We start from the raw sequence: 18,224 nt of genomic DNA on the forward strand, positions 1-18,224 counted from the left end.
CGGGCGTGGCGGCCGCTGGTACCTTCGCCAGTTGCCCCGTTCACCGTGGCGTGGCGCGCGCCACGGCGGGTACGGGCACTTCGGCCGCCGCCCTACGAAGAGAGAGTTCTGTGCCCGACCCCTCCCCGAGTCCCAGCGGACGACGTGTCCGCGCCACCGCCATGGTGAAGCAGCTCCGTGGTGATCTGCGTGCGACAGGGGTGGCGGTGTGGGACGACAACGTGTCCGACTACGCGGCCGCGTTGACCTACTACGCCGTCCTGGCGCTGGTGCCCGCGCTGCTCGTCACCGTCTCCGTCATCGGCCTGGCCGCTCCACAGGCGACGGACCGGTTGATCGACGACCTCACGTCGTACGCCCCGGCCCAGTCCGCCAGCGCCCTGCGCGGCGCGCTGCGTGAGATGACGACCGCGCAATCCGGCGTGTGGGTGCTGGTCGTGACGGGCACGGGGAGCGCCCTGTGGTCGGCGGCGAGTTACCTGGCTGTCTTCCGCCGCGCACTGCACGCCATGCATCGCCGGGCGGACAGCAGGCCTGCCCTGCGGACCGCGCACACCATCGTGGCCACCGCACTGGTTCTGCTCGCCCTGCTCCTCACGGGCTCGGCCGCGATCGTGCTCTCGGGCCCCCTCGACCGCAGGGCGGCAGCGCTGCTCGGCCTCGACAGTCTGGGCACCTGGTCCATGCTGCGGTGGCCGATCATGCTGGGGGTCGTCACGGTCCTGGTGCTCGTGCTCTTCCGTACCGGCCCGTCCGAGGCCCGTGGTGTGCGTCGAGGTCTGCCAGGTGGCGTGCTCGCGGTCCTGCTCTGGTGCGCCGCATCGGCCGGATTCACGCTCTACGCCGACCACTTCGCCTCGTACACCCGCCTGTACGGTTCGTTGGCCGGCGTCGTGGTGTTCCTCATCTGGCTGTGGTTCACCAACCTGTCACTGCTCGCGGGGGCCCAGTTCAACGCCGTGCGCTGCCGCGATCGGGCGTGCTGAGGCCACGATCGCACGTGTCCGTCCCTCGGTCGGTGAGTGGGCCCCACCCCCGCGCGCGGCAGACTACTGGGCCCAGGCGCGCTCCAGTTGGGTGCGGAAGGTGGCGGGCTCGCGCCCGATCAGCTTGGCCAGGGCCGGGTCGACGGTGGTGAACTCGCCGTTGCGCGCCGCGCTGAAGATGCTCAGTATCAGGTCGGCGATCGGGGCCGGGGCGCCGTGCGCCAGGGTCTGCTCGCGGAAGGCGTCATCGGGGACGACGGTGCGGGTGACGGGCCGTCCGGTGGTCCGGGACGCGAGGTCGGCGACGGCGTCGAAGTCGAGGGTCGCCGAGGCGGTGAGCGGCGGGGTGGGCCCCTCGAAGCGGGCCGCGCCGGTGAGGATCGCCGCGGTGGCTTCGGCCAGGTCGTCGTGGCCGGTCCAGGCGACGGGGCCGTCGGCGGGGAGGGCGATGTCGCCGGTGTGGCGGGCGGGCTCCAGGAACTGCAGGGCGCTGGAGGCGTAGAAGCCGTTGCGCAGCGCGGTCCAGGGCAGGCCGGTGGCGCGCAGCAGGTCTTCGGTCCGGGCGTGGTCGCGGCAGGCCTGGAAGCGGGAGTCGTGGGCGGCGCCCATCTGGCTGGTGTAGAGGATGCGGCCGACCCCGGCCCGCACGGCGGCGTCGATGGCGGTGCGGTGGCCGTCGACGCACTCCTGGCCCGCGCGGTCGAGGGAGACGAGGAGCAGGTGCTCGGCGCCCTCGAAGGAGTGCGCCAGTGAGGCGGGGTCGTCGAAGCTGCCCTGCCGGACGCGGACGCCGCGGTCCGCGAGGTCCTTGGCCTTGCGGGGGTCGCGGACGCTGACGCCGACGCGGTCGGCGGGGACGCGCTCCAGGAGGTGCTCGACGGTACGACGGCCGAGCTTTCCGGTGGCTCCGGTGACGATGATCATGGGGTTCTCCTGAGGCTGTTTCCAGTGGAATCGCTTCAACGGTAACACTGGAAATCACAGTGGAAGCAAAACCTCGCTATCATCGATTCATGACCACGCGCGACTCACCCGACAGCCCTCGGCGCCGCATCGTCGAGGCCGCCGTCGAGCTGCTGGAGAAGGGCGGCCCCGAGGCGGTGAGCACCCGCGCGGTCGCCGCCGCGGCCGGAATGCAGCCACCGGCGATCTACCGCCTCTTCGGCGACAAGGAAGGCCTTCTCGAGGCCGTCGCCGAACACGGCTACGCGCAGTTCCTGGAGACGAAGCGGGCCCAGTTCGACCCCGCATCGCAGGATCCGGTGGAAGAGCTGCGCCAAGGCTGGGGCATGGTGGTCGAGTTCGGGGTCACGCGTCCCGAGTTGTTCGCCGTGATGAACCGCGCGGCGGCCCGTGGGCAGGACGCGGCGCACCGCGCGGGCCTGGAGATCCTCTACCGGCGGGTGCGCCGGCTGGCGGCCGGGGGCTGGCTGCGGGTCGACGAGGAGCTGGCCGCCCAGATCATCCAGGCAACCGGCCAGGGGGCTGTCCTCACCTGGCACGCCACCCCGGCGGAGCGCCGCGATCCGGCGCTGCTGACCGTCCTGCGCGAATCCATGGTCGCGGCGGTCACCCGCGCCGAGCCGGCTGTCCCCGCCGCGGAGTCCGCTCCCGCCGCCGCGGCCCGCGCGCTGCGCGCCGCCCTCCCCGACGAAGCCGATGTCCTGAGCGGCGCCGAGCTGTGCCTGCTGCGCGAGTGGCTCACGCGCCTGGCCGCGCACGGTGATGCGCCGCATGCCTGATCGTGCGTCAGGCGCCCCGTATTCAGCGTGTCCGCGACCGGGCGGCTCCGGCGATCGCACTCAGGGGGCGTCGCCCGGCCTCAGGAGAGCCGCGCTTCGGGAGCGAAGGCGGGCAGTTTCTCAAGACTGCTGCGCACCGCCTCGGTGCCGTACTCGAACATCTGCCGCTCGTAGTCGTCGACCGCGCCGAGCAGCTCCCGGCGGCCTTCGTCGGCCTCGATCAGATGGCGGCGCAGCAGGTCGGCATCGCGCAGTGCGGTGTTCGCGCCGTTGCCACCGGTCGGGGAGGTGGCGTGGATCGCGTCGCCGAGCAGCGTGACCGGCCCGGAGGCCCAGCGCTCACCGGGTTTGACCACCCGGATGGACAGCAGCGTGCTGTTGTCCGGGTCGGCCTGCTCGATCAGTGCGCGCAGCTGCGGGTGCCACCCTTCCATCCTGGACAGCACGGCGTCCTGCGCCGTCAGGTCCTCAGGTGAGCCGTTCGACGGAAGGATCATGGCCCAGCGTACGTAGTCGCCGATGTCGGGCAGCGTGACATCGGGAGCCAGCTTCTCGGCGGCCTGCTTCGGCGGGGTACGGAAGCGCATCGCGCCGAGCAGCAGGCTGACACCGTCGCCCGTGATCTTCGAGCCGTACGCCTTGGACAGGCCGGTGAACTCGTCGGTCAGCGGGGTGCGGCCGATCACGAACCGGACGCCGGTGTCGGTGGGGGCGGTCCGGGGCGAGAGGACCCCGCGGACCGCGGAGGTGACGCCGTCCGCGCCGACCAGCAGGTCGGCGGTGGCCGGATCGCGGCGGGCGAAGCGGGCCTGAACCTTGCCGTCCGGCCTCACGTCGTAGCCGGTCAGCGCCGCATCGGTGTGCACGGTGAGGCCCGTCAGCAGCAGGTGCCGCAGCACCTGCCGGTCGACCACGATGCCGGTCCGGCCGGCGCCGAGCCTGCCGACCTCGTTCAGCTGCGGATCCAGGATCAGCTGTTCGGCGGAGGCGTCCATGACGATCTCGTCCAGCAGTGGATGCCAGCGCGGCGGCAGGCAGTCCCGGACCGCCTGGAATCCGGTCGGGTTCAGCACGAGCCGGTAGCCCTGGAAGCGTGCGGCGATCCCCGGGTCGCGCTCGAAGACGTCGGCCGCTATTCCGGCACCGCGCAGACCCTGCGCGAGGGCAAGCCCGCCGAGACCGGCTCCGATGATGGCAACGCGCATCAAAAACACCTCCGAGAGAGTGGAACGACTCTGAACGAACTTAGTTCGTTGTCGACGAACTAAGTTCTACGAGCTGAACCTGGTGCCTGTCAAGATGCGAGGCTCGGCACGCGCCGGCGGGGATCAAACCGGTCAGGGACCGCGGCCCATCGACCCGCCCGCATGCGACAGGGCGCGCCCCGTCTCGCGACGGGACGCGCCCTGTGATGCTCGGTCCGGCCCGGCGTGGGTCCGGAACGAGGCGGCCTCAGTGGGAGTCGTGGCCCATCCAGCCCATGTGGCCCATCCACTCGGAGTGCTTGCAGGCGCTGCCGTACGCCGCGTGCCCGTCGCCCGCCGCGGCGAACGTGCCGCAGCTGCTGGTCCTGCCACCGGACTGGTGGTCGTCGTCCCGGTCGTGGGCGAGCGCGGTGCCGGTGCTGCCGAGGATCGCGGTGACGGCCAGAACGCCGGCGGCGAGGGAGGTACGCATACGCATGACTACTCCTGTTCGAGCGGGTGGATGAAGAACAGGGTGACTGTCCCCGGCGCCCGGCCGCGGCAAAACCGGTATCACCCGACCGCCGACGCGGCCTCGATGCCGGATCACACCCGCGGCCGACTGCCGCCACGGGCGGCGGGCAGCAGACCCCGGCTCACCACAGATGCCGTGTTCGGACGAGAGCTGGGTTTCCGGGCGCGGCACGTACCCGCCGATGCGGCCGGACCCTCGCGCCGTCGTCAGGAGCGCGCGAGCCGGGCCGCGAGATAGGGCGCGGTGGCGCTGCGGCGGGACTTCGCCACCTTGGCAGGCGGGCCCGACGCGACCACCCGTCCGCCCGCGTCGCCACCGCCCGGCCCGAGGTCGACGACCCAGTCGGCGGTGGCGATCGTGTCCAGGTCGTGCTCGACGAGGACCACCGTGTTGCCGGAGTCGACGAGTCGGTGCAACTGTCGCAGCAGCAGCGCGATGTCGGCGGGGTGCAGCCCGGCCGTCGGCTCGTCGAGCAGGTAGAGCGCGTGACCGCGTCGGGCTCGCTGCAGTTCGGTGGCCAGCTTGATGCGTTGCGCCTCGCCGCCGCTGAGCTCCGTCGCGGGCTGGCCCAGCCGCAGGTATCCCAGCCCGACCTCACGCAACGTCTCCAGACTGCGGGCGGCGGCCGGGACGGCGGACAGGAACGTCGCGGCCGCGTCGACGGACAGCGCGAGCACCTCCGCGATGTTCTTGCCGCGGTAGGTGATGTCCAGTGTTTCGGCGTTGTACCGGGCACCCCGGCAGGCCGGGCACGGCGCGTACGTACCGGGCAGGAAGAGCAGCTCCACCGCCACGAATCCTTCGCCCTGGCAGGTCTCGCACCGTCCCTCGGGCACGTTGAAGGAGAACCGCCCGGCCGAGTAGCCGCGCGCCCTGGCCTCGTCCGTCGTCGCGTACACCTTGCGCACCGCGTCGAACATCCCCGTGTACGTGGCCAGGTTGGACCGGGGAGTGCGGCCGATGGGCCGCTGGTCGACCAGGACCAGCCGGTCGAACGACTCGACACCCGACGCCTCCCCGACGCCGGCCTCCAGCCGCGCCGCGTCGGGCCCCTCCGGGTCCTGGGGTTCCTCGGGTCCGAGGCCGAGGTGCTCGCGGACGACCTCGGCGAGCACCTGCGTCACCAGAGTCGACTTTCCGGAACCGGACACACCCGTCACCGCCGTCAGCACGCCGAGCGGTACATCGACGGACACGTCGCGCAGATTGTGACGGGAGACGCCACGCAGCCGCAGCCAGCCGTGCGGTGTCCGCGGGCGGTGATCGAGCCGCTCGGCACGCCCGAACAGGTACTGGCTCGTGGCCGACTCCCCGACCTTCCGGAGCCCGGCGACCGGACCGCTGTACAGCACGCGTCCGCCGCCCTCGCCCGCTCCGGGGCCGATGTCGACCACCCAGTCCGCGCGGCGTACGACGTCCATGTCGTGCTCCACGACGAACAGCGAGTTGCCCGCCGCCTTGAGGCGGTCCAGCACGTCGAGGAGCGGTTCCGCGTCGGCCGGGTGCAGACCCGCGGAGGGTTCGTCGAGTACGTAGACGACGCCGAACAGCCCCGAGCGCAGCTGCGTGGCGATGCGCAGGCGCTGCGCCTCGCCGGGCGACAGGGTCGTCGAGCGGCGTCCGAGGCTGAGGTATCCGAGGCCCAGGTCGAGCAGTACATCGACCCGCGCCACCAGATCGGCGCAGATCCGGACCGCGACCTCGGTCGTTTCACCGGACCGGGCGGTCGCCGTGGTGGCGTCGGCCCTGGACCGGCCGGCGACGGGCCGCAGCAGCGCGACGACCTTGGCGAGCGGCAGCGCGTTGATCTCGGCGATGGAACGTCCGGCGAAGGTCACGGCGAGCGCTTCGGGCCGCAGCCCGCTGCCGAGACATTCGGGGCAGGACACACTCCTGACGAACCGGAGCGCCCGTTCGCGCATCCGCTCGCTCTTGGAGTCGGCGAGGACGTGCATGACGTGCTTGCGGGCGCTCCAGAACGTGCCCTGGTAGCCGTAGTCGACGCGCTCCTCCTCCGGCTCGATGTACACGGAGGGCTGCTCGTCCGTGTACAGCAGCCAGTCCCGGTCCTTCTTCCTGAGCCTGCGCCACGGCCGGTCGATGTCGATCCCGAGACCGTTGACGACACTGCGCAGATTGGCGCCCTGCCAGGCGCCAGGCCAGGCGGCGATCGCCCCGTCGCGGATGCTCAGCGAGGGGTCCGGGACCAGCAGGTCCTCGGCTACGTCGTGCACGAGACCCAACCCGTGGCAGTGCGGGCAGGCGCCCGCCGCGGTGTTGGGCGAGAACGATTCGGCTTCCAGGCGCTCGGCCCCGGGCGGGTAGGTCCCGGCGCGCGAGTACAGCATGCGCAGCAGATTGGAGAGCGTGGTGAGGGTGCCGACCGTGGAGCGCGAGCTGGGCGACCCGCGTCGCTGCTGAAGGGCTACGGCGGGGGGCAGCCCGGTGATCTCCTGCACGTGCGGTGCGCCGACCTGCTGCAACAGCCTCCGGGCGTACGGTGCCACGGACTCGAAGTAGCGCCGCTGGGCCTCGGCGTAGAGCGTGCCGAACGCGAGCGAGGACTTGCCCGAACCGGAAACGCCGGTGAAGGCGACCATCGCGTCCCGTGGCACGTCGACATCGATGGTCCGCAGGTTGTTCTCGCTGGCGCCACGGACCTGCACGAAGGCGTTGCTCGCGTCCTTGCTCACCCTTCCTGACTACCTGATCGCGCCGAGAACCGCGCGATCAGGCGCCGTCACCGACCCCGTGGGGATCTCGCGCCATCACAGAGGGTGAGCCGGGGTGCCGGGTCGGCGCCCGCGGCCCACTGTGGAGTGCATGAGCAGCGAGCCGATCGTCGTGCACCGGATCCAGGGGGAGGGCGGGCGGCGGGTCACGGTCCGGGGCCGTATCCAGGGCATCGTGTACAGCGACTCCGACCTGATCGAGGTGCTGCGGATCGTGGGCGTGACCGACCCGGAGTCCACGGTGGCGTCCTCGTCTCCCTTGCTGGAGTGGCGCGACGCGCCGCCCCACGACTACGGCCTCGGCCCAGGCGAAGCGGCCCCCCGCCCCGCCCCCCGGCGCTGAGGCCGACGACACGAGCGTCCGCTGTCCGGAGCGCGATCCGCTGTCATCTCATTCCCGTTCCGCCGCCCCTCGGTCAAGGGCCGTCCCCCGGTCAAGGGCGGCCGTGACGGCTGCCACGAGACGGTCTCCCGCGCGGTCGACGCTGCCGTTCTGCGCGCAGATCTGGGCGCCTTCCAGGAGGAAGGTGATCTCCGCGGAGACGTCGTCGGGCGAGTGGGCACCCGCCCTCGCGCACATGGCCGTGAGGCGGCGGCGCTGCTGGGCCTTGTGGTCCGCGATCAGCCGGCGGGCGGGATGGCCGGGGTCGGTCAGGCCGGCGATGGAGTTCACGAAGGGGCAGCCCCTTTCGGTGATGTCCGGCAGCCCCTCGGCGACGAAGCGGGCCATGCCCAGTACCTCGGCCCGGCCGTCCCCGGCGTGCTCGGCCTCCACCCGGTCGAAGGCGGCCCCGTACTGCGCGGCGACGATCCTGAGCCACTCCTCGATCAGCACGTCCTTGGTGGCGAAATGGCGGTAGAGGGCCATCTTCGTCGTCTTCGCCCGTTCGGCGATGGCCTGCACTCCGACCGCCCTGACGCCCTCGCGGAGGAAGAGTTCCTCGGCTGCGTCGAGGATGCGCTCGCGCGGGGGCAGTTGCGCGACCCTCGAATCCCGGCCCGGCCTGGGGGAGTTGCTGGTCATGGTGTGCCTCGCTTCGTCGCGTTGGCCCGCGTTCCGGATCATGCTACGTTACCGGCCAGCCCCAAACGATACCGATCGGTATCGCATGGGACCGACTGGAAACGAAGGTGGAACTCCGTGGAGCTGCACGAATACACCCAGTACGACGCGATGGGACTGGCCGATCTCGTCGCCCGGGGCGAGGTGACCGCGGCGGAGCTCACCGGCGCGGCCCTGGCCGCGATGACGGCCGTGAATCCGCGGATCAACGCCGTCGTGGAGAGCTGGCCGGCCGAGGACGCCCCGGTTCCGGGCAGCACCCCGCTCGCGGGCGTGCCGTTTCTCATCAAGGACCTCGCCGTGTCCATGAAGGGCAAGCGAGTCGAGTCGGGCAGCCGCCTCGCCGCGGGCAACGTGGCGGGGCAGGACTCCTTCCTGATGCGGAGGTTCCGCCGCGCAGGCCTGGTGACGCTGGGCCGCACGGGCACGCCCGAGTTCGCCTTCAGCACCACCACGGAGCCGCTCCTGTACGGCGCCACCCGCAACCCCTGGGATCCCACCCGGACACCCGGCGGCTCCAGCGGCGGCTCGGCCGCGGCCGTGGCGTCCGGCATCACCCCTCTCGCGCACGCCACCGACGCGGCCGGATCGATACGCGTGCCCGCCGCCGGCACCGGGCTGTTCGGGCTCAAGCCCACGCGGGGCCGGGTCTCCCTGGGGCCCGAGGCCGACGAGGTATTCAACGGCCTCGCGGTCCACGGCGGCCTCAGCCGGACCGTACGCGACAGTGCGGCCCTGCTCGACCTGATCCAGGGCCCGGAGAGCGGCGACCCCTACTTCGCCGAACGCCCGCGCCGCCCGTACCTCGACGAGATCACCAGGTCACCCGGCCGCCTCCGCGTCGGCCTGGTCACCACCCCCTGGAGCGGCCGCGCCGTGGAACCGGCCGTGCACGAGGCGACCCTGGCCGCCGCCCGGCTGCTGGAGTCGCTCGGCCACACGATCGAGGTCACCACCGTGGAACTCGGCGTGAGCTGGGAGGAGTTCGTCCTCGCCAACGCCCGCCTGTGGTGCGCCAACCTGGCGCAGTGGATCGACGCCCTCGCCGGGGCGTCCGGCCGGCCGGTGGACGAGACCACCGTCGAACCCGAGATGCTCGCGAGCAACGCCTGGGGACTGAAGGTCAGCGGCGCGGAGTTCGTGGACGCCCTCGCCGTACGCAACCGGGTCGCCCGCGCGATCGGCGCCCACTTCGAGACCTGGGACGCCCTGGTGACGCCCACACTGCCCGAAGTCCCGGTGGCCCTCGGCACCTACGGCAGGGGAGCGGAGCACGCCGACGGGCTTGGCTGGGTGGAGCACCTGTTCCACCGCTCCCCGTTCACCGCGGCCTTCAACGTCGCCGGCACGCCCGCGATGTCGGTACCGCTCGGCTCCGACCCGGACACCGGCATGCCGATCGGCATCCAGTTCGCCGCGGGCTACGGACGCGAGGACCTGCTCTTCCGTCTCGCCGCCCAACTGGAACAGGCCGCACCTTGGGCGCACCGGAGGCCCGCGGTGTGGGCGGGCGGGGACACCGCGTGCGCCGGGGAGCGCCCCTAGCAAATCCTGTCCCTGCCGAACCGGACCGTGACCGCATCCGATTGCCGGCCGACGTCCCAGGAGCAGGTCGGCCCCGTGCAGTCGCAGCGGCCCATCCGCAGGGGCCGGCGCGACGGCCGGGCGCACGAGCCGCGAGGTCAGCAGGCCTTCGCGCCCGTAAGCCCGAACCGTCTGCGCGCCTAGGCCACATCTAGGACGCATGCAGGGCAGGCCGAGGGCCCGACTCCGTAGCTTCTCCTGCGGAACGGTCAGTCATGATGAGAGAAGGACGAAGCATGAAGATGCGGCTGAAGGCCTCGCTCGGCGTAGCGGTTGCCGCCGGAGCACTACTGGTCGGCGCCACCAGCCCGGCGAGCGCCTCGGTGCACATGGACTTCGTGTTCATCCAGAGCGGTCACGACGCCTACGGCCTGTACAACAACTACAACAGCTACGAGCTCCGCTCGACGCTGACCCAGAAGCCGACCAGCCCGTCCATCAACACCTGGAGCATCATCTCCGTCGCTCCCGACACCGGCTATCCGAACGTCGTGATCCGGAACAGCGCCACGAACCGGTGCATGCGCGCCATGAGTTCCAGCTCGGTCCAGATGAAGTCGTGCAACTCCTCTGACCCGAACGAGATCTGGGCGATGACGAACAGCCCGGTGGGCACCCAGTTCTTCAACTTCGCCGTGCGCTCCTGCCTCGACGAAGGCAACGGCGGGAGCCCGTACCTCTTCCACGAAGAGGGCTGCAACAGCGGCAACCCGTACCAGGGCTGGATCTTGCGCTAGGCACGGACCCCGCCGGAGTGACACAACCCTGAGAGGTTGTGCGGAATGCGGAGGAGGGGCTCAAGGGCGGCGAGGGCCGCCCGGCCGGCCTCACCTCCGCGCCGACCCGAAGTCAGGGTGACGACGGTGGGGTCAGGGGCTCCCGCCGGTTCATGTCGCCGATCGCCTGCCACAGGGGCAAGGCCCGCTCGCGGTGTCGGCGTGCCAGGTCGTGGAAGCCCGCCGCCGCGTCCAGATCGCCGATCAGCTCCCAGCACGCGGCTTCGTCCTGACGGTCCCCGTGCCGGTGGAACAGGCCGGCCGCGCGTTCAAGAGCCGGGACCGCCCGGTCCCGCTCGGACCGGCCGGCGTAGACGCGGCCGACCTCCAGCAGCGCGTACGCGGCGCACCGCTCGTCACCGAGTTCCTCGAAGGTGGCCAGCGCCCGCCACAGACAGCGGAGCGCCTCGTCGGGGTCACCGCGCAGATCGTGCAGCCGACTGTATCGGCGCAGCACGACCGCCACGCGATGCTCGTCGTCGAGTGCCTCGGCCAGGCGCAGGGCGCCGGCGAACCAGGTCTCTGCCTCGTCGATCCGACCCTGCATGAGCTTCATCACGGCCATGGAGCACGACAGTTGCGCCTCGATGTGGCCGTCGCCCTCGCCGACCGCGATGGCCAGTGCCTGCTCGATGCGGTCGAGGGCTTCGTCGTCCCTGCCCTGGACCCGGCTGACCGTGCTGAGCATGGCTACCGACAACGCCTCACCGCGCTTGTCCCCACCGTCCCGGCACAGCTCGACGGACGATTCCAGCGCGACGGTGGCCCGCTCGAACTCGTCTGCGTATATGTGCAGTTGGGCCAGTCCGCGCAGGAGGACCGAAGCGCCGCGCGCATTGCCGACGGCTTCGGCCGCGTCCAGCGCGAGCCGGTGTCCGTGCTGCCAGTCCTGGTACAGGCAGCGGTGGTCGTAGTAGGTGGAGGCGCCGGCCGCCAGCTCCCAGGCAAGCTCGTCCAGGTGCCAGTCCACGGCCAGCTTCACCACGCCGAGCAGGTTGTCGCGCTCCGCGTCGAACCAGCCGAACGGATCGGCGAGCAGCCGGTCCACGACCGCGTCCGGCAGCGACCGGCGCGGCGCCGAACCTGGCGCGGCGGTCAGGAGCCCGGCCGGCAGCCGATCCGTGGCGCGCCCGATCAGCTCAAGCCAGACCGACAGGACCCGGACGATGGCGTCCCGCTTGTCCGTCGCGGGCAACGGGGCGGCGAGCTCCACGGCGCACGTCCTGATGAGGTCGTGCAGGCGGTAACGCGGCTCGCCGTTGGCGTCGGTGGCGGTCAGCCGCACCAGGCTGGCGTCGACGAGAACGTCCAGCACCTCATGGGCGTCCGCGCGGTCCAGCAGCGGGCCGACGACCCAGCCGGGCAGGGTGTACGCGCCCAGCAGGCCCAGGAGGCTCAGCGCACGCACCGCGTCGGCCGGCAGCAATCGCAGGCTCAGCTCGACGCTGGCCCGCACGCTCAGGTCTCCGATCCTCAGCTCGGCCAGCCGCTGCGACTCGTCCTCGATCCGTTCCCGCAGCACCCGCAGCGACCAGGCGGGTCGCCCCGTGAGCTTGCCGCTGGCGATCCGGATCGCCAGCGGCAGGTTTCCGCAGCAGCCGAGGATCGCGTCGGCCTCCTCCGGCTCCCGTTCGACGCGTGGGCGCCCCACGATCCTGGTGAACATCTCCCGTGCCTCTGCCCGGCTCAGCACGTCCAGGTCGATGTGGTGGGCTCCCGGCAGCTGTGTCAGGAGCGTGCGGCTGGTGATCAGGACGGCGCAGCCGTCGGCTCCCGGCAGCAGGGGCAGCACCTGGTCGGCCTGACCGGCGTCGTCCAGGACCACGAGCATGCGACGCTCCACCAGCAACGATCGGTAGAGCGCGGCCCGCTCGTACAGACCGCTCGGGATCGCGCTGCCGACTATCGAGAGCGCACGAAGTGCCTCGGCCAGCATCAGCCCCGGATCTCGCGGCTCGTCCGATGTCGCCGCGAGGTCGAGGTACAGCTGCCCGTCGGGGAAGTGCCCGCTCGCGAGCCGGGCGGCGTGTGTCACCAAGGAGGACTTGCCGACGCCCGGACCGCCCACGACGACGACCACGGGGGAGCGGTAGGACGCCGGTCCGTCGAGCAGTCCGGCGATCTCGGACAGGGCCGCGTCCCGGCCCACGAAGTCGGGCACGTCGAGGGGCAATTGACGTACGGGCATGGGCATGCCGGATCCCGCGATCGCAAGGACGCGACCCTTCGGCCGCGCCTCCAGGGGCGGCCGATCCAGGTCCGGTAACGCGAGGGCGGGATCCGCCGCCAGGATGCGCTGATGCAGTGCTCGGAGTGGTGGGGTCGGATCGACGCCGAGTTCGTCGGCCAGCGTCCGGCGCAGCCGCTCATAGGCCTGCAACGCCTCGCCCTGGCGCCCGCATCGGTAGAGGGCGACTATGGTCTGCTCCGCCACGTCCTCGTCGAAGGGATGCTCGCGGAGCAGGGCGGTGAGCTCGTCGATGACTTCGCGGTGGCGCCCGAGGCTGATTTCGATGCTCAAGCACTGTTTGTGCGTGGCGGCCCGTTGCTCGTTCAGGCGTGCTGCGTCGATTTCCAGGGCCCGACTGGGAACGTCCATCAGGGCGCGTCCGTGCCAGCAGCCGAGTGCCTTCCGCAGCGCGGCAGCCGTCTCGTGCGGAGCGCTGAGCCGCGCGGCGAGGGCGCGCTCGTGCGCGAACTCCAGCACGTCGAGCTGGTCCGGGGCCAGGTGGATCTCGTAGCCACCGCGGCGTGTGCTGACCAAGGAGCCGGGTGCCCCACAGCCGACGAGGTTGCGGCGCAGCCCTGAGACGGCGTCCTGGACCTGACGGACCGCCGTAGCGGGGACTTTCTCGTCCCACATCACGGCGACGAGCCGTTCCACGGCAACGGTGTTGTTCGCGTCGACCAGGAGTGCCGCCAGCATCTTCGCCTGCCGCGGCCCGTTGAACGGGACGTCGCGCCCGGCTATCCGGGCACGCAACGGCCCCAGTAATTCAAATTTCATCTTCCCCCCGGCGCGTGACCATTGACGCCCATCCCCGGCCTGACCTCGCTTGAAACGAATCTAGGACGGCCATAGGAGGCATGTCCATAGGGCCTTTCACAGGGTGCATCAAAGGCGATCGGGGCAGGCGAAGCGCCCCAACTGACCCATAACGTAAACGGAATTCCCCCTGTTCGACCAACATCGGAATAGCAGGCTGCATTCAGCTATTGCGAACGAGAGGCGACCCCTCGCGGAGTGTGTGCTGCCGAGGGCCGCGCCTGGCGGGGCGATGACGGCGCCCGCTGGTAGCGCACTGGGCTGGTGCTGCCTCGTGGCACGATCTGAGCGGGCGCGAGCGATGGTGGCAGGACCGGTCGGACATCCCGCTCAAGTGCGTGGAGGGCAGGGCGCTGTCCTGCGGAACATGTGATGACTAGGATCCGGCGGGGTGTCGGTCCCTTGCTGGTCAGTGCCGGTACATGGGCGGGCGGGGCAGTGATGGCGGTGCGGATCCGGTGCTTGCCGCAGCGGATGGCGAACGGAGGGCCCCGTGGAGGGTCGACGGCTGCATGGGGGTCTCGCGGCAGCGGTGGCTCTGCTTCTCGCGGTATCCGCTGCCATGCTTCTGGGCAGGTCGTGGAGCGCCTGCGATGTGGGAGTGAACAACGCGGCCAACAGTGGTTACCTGCCGTGGCTGTTCATCCCGGGCCTCTGGACGGTCTTGTTGCTGGTCTGGGTTGCGGTGGGGGCCGTTGTGGGGAACCGTTCCCTTCTCCACGCCTGCGCCCTCACCGTGGCGCTCCTGGGTGTCGTCTGGTGCGTCATCTCGGTCTTCTGGGAGGGCGCCATCACACCGTCGTGCCCCAGCGGCGTGCCCTCGTGGTGGCCGAGTCTCATCCCTGCCCCGGGGTTCTGAGAGATCGGTCGCGGTAGTTCACGGCTTGCGCCAGCTGGCTGAACTGGACAGCCCGACAGCCACATGTCGAGGGCGCGCGATATCGCTGGGGAACGCGCACCGCCGCCCCCGGGCCGGCAGCAGCGTGCCCGCCGAGCCGAGGCGGCGTCGGCCCCGCCGGGCTCGCTTCAGTCGGCTGCTCTGCCCGGCCACCTCGTGAAGCGCCGCAGGCCTCTTCGGCTGCGCTTGAGCGGCGTGTCCTCCGGGGCAGCAGGGCTCTCAGCCGCGGTGAGCGCCGCAGCCGGACGCTCCGCCGGGGCTTCCACGTAGTGGGTGCCCCGTTCGAGCCGGTTCCGCACCGCCAGTGCCATGGTCTGATGGGCCTGATGCTGTACGAGGCCCGCCGCGGACAACCGGTCCCACATGTACAGCAGTTCCTGCCCTCGGGCCGCCACCTGGGACGCGTCCTCAAGTCGTTGCCACGCCGCGGTGGCGCGGGCCACCTCGGGCGCGGCCCGGTCGAGGTCGGTGCGGCACCGGATGCGCGCGACGGTGAGCGCGAGGACGGTCGAGACCGTGTAGTCGCCGCGCAGGAACGCCATGTAGGCCTCGATCGCCCGCGCTTCGAGCGAGAGGTCGTCCTCCACGCCCCTACGGAGCGTCAGGTGCTCACGCAGAGCGCTGGCCAGGACGAACGCGGCGTGCAGCTCCTCGCGTTGCGCGTGCTGGATGATCCGCTCGACGCGGGCGAGCGGAGGGAACGCCTGCTCCTCCGCGTCGGTGCGCTCGCGGCCGGGCGGCAGGTCCTCCTCGTCGGCGATCGTGTAGCTGGAGCCGTCCGGGTGCACCCGAAGCCGCGCCACCTGCTGCACGGTGCGGTCGACTACGGTCGCCGCCACCGGAGCCCCCAGAGTGCGGGCGAACATGGCCACGGCGTCGAGGATCGCCTCATTGGGCGGCCTGGTGCCGCCCATCGTCAGCAGATGGCCGTTGACCACCGTCGATCCGTCCTCGGCGACGTACGCGTCCAGGCGGATCAACGGTTGCGCGCTGAGCGCAGGCAGGTTCCCGTCGTCACGGGATACAGGCAAGTGGGACATTTCCGCTCAGCCTCCGGGTCGGACCACGCCGAGGATCGGCATGGATGCGGCCGGTGCGGTCGTGATCGTACGCCCAGGCCGTGGAGCGTGGACGATCTGTCCACCTCCGATGTACATGCCCACATGCGTGGCATCGTGGAAGTAGATGATCAGGTCCCCGGGTTGGGCGGAAGAGAGGCTGACGTGGCGCAGTCCCTGCCACTGAGCCTGTGAGGTGCGGGGTATCGGGTGTCCGGCATGGGCCCACGCCACGGAGGTGAGCCCCGAGCAGTCGTACGACGAGGGACCCACGTCACCCCACCCGTACGGTTTGCCGATCTGAGCCATGGCGAAGGAGACGGCCTGTCCGGCACTGCCGCTCACGGCCGGGCCGCCGCCCGAAGGTCCGCCCCCCGGGCCGCCCTTGTTGGCGGGCCCGCCGTCCGAACCGGAGCCAGGCCACTTGGACTTGGCCTCGTCTGCCTTCTGCTTCTCCAACTGGGCCAGCCCGTCGACCTGTTCGGACTTCAGCCCCGCCTCGATCCGCTCGGCGTCGGCGATCCTGTTCTGGATCTTCTCCTTCGCGTCGGCCTTGTCCGCGAGGGTCTTCTTGAGCTCCCGCAGGTTGTTCGTCGCGGCCTCGGTCTGCCGGTCCAGCTCCGCGCGGGCTGTCTTCTGGCTCTCGTAGATGTTCGCGAGGGTGTCACTGGTCCGGCCGGCCTGTGCGGCGTCGGAGAGTGCGTTCTCGGGATGGTCGCTGAGGATCAACTGGAAGCCCGCGGAGCTGAAGTAGTCCCCGCGGTACTGCGCTCGGGCCGCGGCCCCCGCGAGGCCGTGCAGGGCGTCCACCCGGCCTTGGGTGTGGGCGAGGTCACCCTGGAGGGAGGTCAGCCGCTTCGTCTGCTCGGTGGCCTTCTCGTTGGCGGCGTCGTACGCCTCGGTCGCCACCTCTGCCTCCCGGTAGAGGCCGTCGAGCTGGCTACGGATCTGTTCCAGGGGCCCGCCGGCGGTCGGTCCGGGGTCGTTGGGAGCCGCGTAACTCAGGCCCGGTATGAGGGTGATCGCACTGACAAAGGCTGTCAGAGCGACCCGGCTTCGCAGCTGTCTACCGCCGGTCGACACGTTCATCAGCGCCACTTTCAGGAGGCCGGGTACGAGAGTTCGGATCGCGACCTACCGTCATGGTGGTCAAGTCGGGTCATACGGAGATCCGTTCGACCCACGAGCACACTATCCTCACACGATCGGTAGATCCTGGTATCCCCAGGTGTGTCAACGTGTACGCGGCCGATTCTTCGGCCACAGTTGGCCGATTCTCGTCGGGGCTCGGGGCTCGGGGCTCGGGGCTCGGGGCTCGGGGCTCGGGGCTCGGCTCCTTGGCTTGGGCGCGGCGGCAGATAGGCGGTGGGATGGCCTGGAGCCGCTCCCCGCGATGACGGCATGTTCGTAGGGTTCCGGCATGGCGGATGACGAGCGTGAGCAGGCCGTGCAGGCTGCTGTCGATGGAGAGATGCGACTTCTCGATCCTGAGGTGAGAGCTGTCCGGGCCCGGGTCCTGGAACTCCTCGACCCGGAATTCATCGAGTTCGGAGCTTCTGGACGCCGGTGGGATGTGGAGTCGGTCCTCGCCGTGACAAGTGGTGGTTCGGTGTCCGCGGAGACTCCGGTCAAGGTCACTGACATGTCCGGCGCGGTCCTGGCCCCGGGTGTCGTTCATCTGACGTACTTCGCCGACCATCAGGGCCGTCGGACATGGCGGAGCTCATTGTGGCGCCTGACGGAGACGGGCTGGCGGATGTACTTCCACCAGGGCACTGTGACGGGTTGATGGTCGGCGCCCAGTGGTGGCGAGCCGGTAGATCCGCACCCTGGCCCTGCAGAAGGCCACGTCAACCGGCTCTGTCAGTGCGGCTCGGCGGCTCCGCCGGGGCCGTGGCGTCGGTCGGCCAGGGCTGTGATGCCTGCTGTGGCCGCGGTGGCGAGATCGGTGAGCACACGGTCGTCGACGGGCAGCCGCATGATGTACAGGGCGGATGCCAGGGTGCCGAGCGCCACCAGGTGGGCCATGGCGGGGTCGACGGTCCCGGCCAGCTCCCGGCGGGCCACGGCCTGTTCGATGATGTCGGCGAAGATGGCCTGTTCGGCGGCCAGGAAGGTGTCCTGGAACCGCGCCTCCAGCCCGGGGTTGACGGCGATCTCGCCGATCAGGGCCGGTGCGAGTTGCCGGGCCGCCGGGCCGGCCATGCGGATGTGGAACGCCCGGAGTAGCCCCAGCAGGTCCCCGTGCAAGGAGCCGGTGCCGGCCAACGGCGGCAGCTCCTGCTCGTACATGGTGGCGGCGAACGCCATCTCGGCCTTGGACGTGTAGCGGCGGTAGATCGCCGCCTTGCCCACCCCTGCGCGTGCCGCGACCTGATCGACGGTCAGCGCCGGGTATCCGACTTCATCGATCAACTCACGCGTGGTCTCAAGGATCTTGTCATCCACGCGGCTGTCTCGGGGGCGTCCGCCCCGTTGCCTTGTCGCCGTCATGCCTGCAGTATACGGAACTAGCGTTTCGGAACGACAGTCTCGCAACTGTGGTTCCAGGGACCGCTGGACCTCGCTGCGCAGAGACAACCGGCAGGAAGTCGCACCACGTGACTTCGCGACAGAAACG

15 protein-coding genes are annotated in these 18,224 nt (G+C 70.8%); 6 read left to right on the plus strand and 9 right to left on the minus strand.

The features are described from left to right. The first annotated feature begins 161 nt into the window (after positions 1-161). Complete coding sequence (locus tag OOJ98_RS29355; protein ID WP_267058076.1) at positions 162-986, plus strand: YihY/virulence factor BrkB family protein; 825 nt, start codon at positions 162-164, stop codon at positions 984-986. Between the two features lie 63 nt (positions 987-1,049). Here the strand turns inward: OOJ98_RS29355 and OOJ98_RS29360 are convergent, their stop codons facing one another. After that, complete coding sequence (locus OOJ98_RS29360) at positions 1,050-1,910, minus strand: SDR family oxidoreductase (RefSeq protein ID WP_267058077.1); 861 nt, start codon at positions 1,908-1,910, stop codon at positions 1,050-1,052. Between the two features lie 89 nt (positions 1,911-1,999). On the opposite strand from OOJ98_RS29360, the gene OOJ98_RS29365 reads away from it, so the two are divergent. Beyond that, positions 2,000-2,728 carry a TetR/AcrR family transcriptional regulator gene (locus OOJ98_RS29365; protein WP_267058078.1) on the plus strand — a complete coding sequence of 243 codons (729 nt, stop codon included), beginning with the start codon at positions 2,000-2,002 and terminating at the stop codon, positions 2,726-2,728. A gap of 80 nt (positions 2,729-2,808) precedes the next feature. Here OOJ98_RS29365 and OOJ98_RS29370 read toward each other — a convergent pair whose 3' ends face one another. The 3 genes from OOJ98_RS29370 to uvrA form a co-directional block, all read right to left on the minus strand. Then, the gene (locus OOJ98_RS29370; RefSeq protein WP_267058079.1) at positions 2,809-3,933 is read right to left on the minus strand and encodes an NAD(P)/FAD-dependent oxidoreductase; all 1,125 of its coding nucleotides are present in this window, start codon (positions 3,931-3,933) and stop codon (positions 2,809-2,811) included. A 247-nt stretch (positions 3,934-4,180) separates the two neighbouring features. Beyond that, positions 4,181-4,411 (minus strand): hypothetical protein, encoded by a 231-nt coding sequence (locus tag OOJ98_RS29375; protein WP_267058080.1) that lies wholly within the window; start codon positions 4,409-4,411, stop codon positions 4,181-4,183. A gap of 242 nt (positions 4,412-4,653) precedes the next feature. Next, positions 4,654-7,140, minus strand: a complete 2,487-nt coding sequence (gene uvrA, locus OOJ98_RS29380) for an excinuclease ABC subunit UvrA (protein WP_267058081.1) — start codon at positions 7,138-7,140, stop codon at positions 4,654-4,656. Between the two features lie 130 nt (positions 7,141-7,270). On the opposite strand from uvrA, the gene OOJ98_RS29385 reads away from it, so the two are divergent. After that, positions 7,271-7,522, plus strand: a complete 252-nt coding sequence (locus tag OOJ98_RS29385; RefSeq protein ID WP_267058082.1) for a hypothetical protein — start codon at positions 7,271-7,273, stop codon at positions 7,520-7,522. A 48-nt stretch (positions 7,523-7,570) separates the two neighbouring features. On the opposite strand, the gene OOJ98_RS29390 is transcribed toward OOJ98_RS29385, so the two are convergent. After that, entirely contained in the window at positions 7,571-8,203 is a 633-nt protein-coding gene (locus OOJ98_RS29390) for a TetR/AcrR family transcriptional regulator (protein ID WP_267058083.1), read from the minus strand. Positions 8,204-8,320: 117 nt separating this feature from the next. On the opposite strand from OOJ98_RS29390, the gene OOJ98_RS29395 reads away from it, so the two are divergent. Further along, positions 8,321-9,787 carry an amidase gene (locus OOJ98_RS29395; RefSeq protein WP_267058084.1) on the plus strand — a complete coding sequence of 489 codons (1,467 nt, stop codon included), beginning with the start codon at positions 8,321-8,323 and terminating at the stop codon, positions 9,785-9,787. Between the two features lie 275 nt (positions 9,788-10,062). Beyond that, entirely contained in the window at positions 10,063-10,563 is a 501-nt protein-coding gene (locus tag OOJ98_RS29400) for a ricin-type beta-trefoil lectin domain protein (RefSeq protein ID WP_267058085.1), read from the plus strand. Between the two features lie 112 nt (positions 10,564-10,675). On the opposite strand, the gene OOJ98_RS29405 is transcribed toward OOJ98_RS29400, so the two are convergent. The 3 genes from OOJ98_RS29405 to OOJ98_RS29415 form a co-directional block, all read right to left on the minus strand. After that, the gene (locus OOJ98_RS29405) at positions 10,676-13,585 is read right to left on the minus strand and encodes a BTAD domain-containing putative transcriptional regulator (protein WP_267058086.1); all 2,910 of its coding nucleotides are present in this window, start codon (positions 13,583-13,585) and stop codon (positions 10,676-10,678) included. Between the two features lie 1,089 nt (positions 13,586-14,674). Then, on the minus strand, positions 14,675-15,577 hold the full coding sequence (locus OOJ98_RS29410) for a hypothetical protein (protein ID WP_267058087.1): 903 nt from the start codon (positions 15,575-15,577) through the stop codon (positions 14,675-14,677). Between the two features lie 15 nt (positions 15,578-15,592). Next, positions 15,593-16,693: a C40 family peptidase gene (locus OOJ98_RS29415; protein ID WP_267058088.1), complete on the minus strand. Its 1,101-nt coding sequence runs from the start codon at positions 16,691-16,693 to the stop codon at positions 15,593-15,595. A gap of 331 nt (positions 16,694-17,024) precedes the next feature. Here OOJ98_RS29415 and OOJ98_RS29420 point away from each other — a divergent pair, with 331 nt between their 5' ends. Further along, positions 17,025-17,393, plus strand: coding sequence for a DUF4440 domain-containing protein (locus tag OOJ98_RS29420; protein WP_267058089.1), 369 nt, complete (start codon positions 17,025-17,027; stop codon positions 17,391-17,393). 74 nt (positions 17,394-17,467) lie between these two features. Here OOJ98_RS29420 and OOJ98_RS29425 read toward each other — a convergent pair whose 3' ends face one another. Further along, positions 17,468-18,052 carry a TetR/AcrR family transcriptional regulator gene (locus OOJ98_RS29425; RefSeq protein WP_267058090.1) on the minus strand — a complete coding sequence of 195 codons (585 nt, stop codon included), beginning with the start codon at positions 18,050-18,052 and terminating at the stop codon, positions 17,468-17,470. Positions 18,053-18,224: the final 172 nt, after the last annotated feature.

The organism is Streptomyces sp. NBC_00083 (genome assembly GCF_026343295.1).
Taxonomy (GTDB): Bacteria; Actinomycetota; Actinomycetes; order Streptomycetales; family Streptomycetaceae; genus Streptomyces.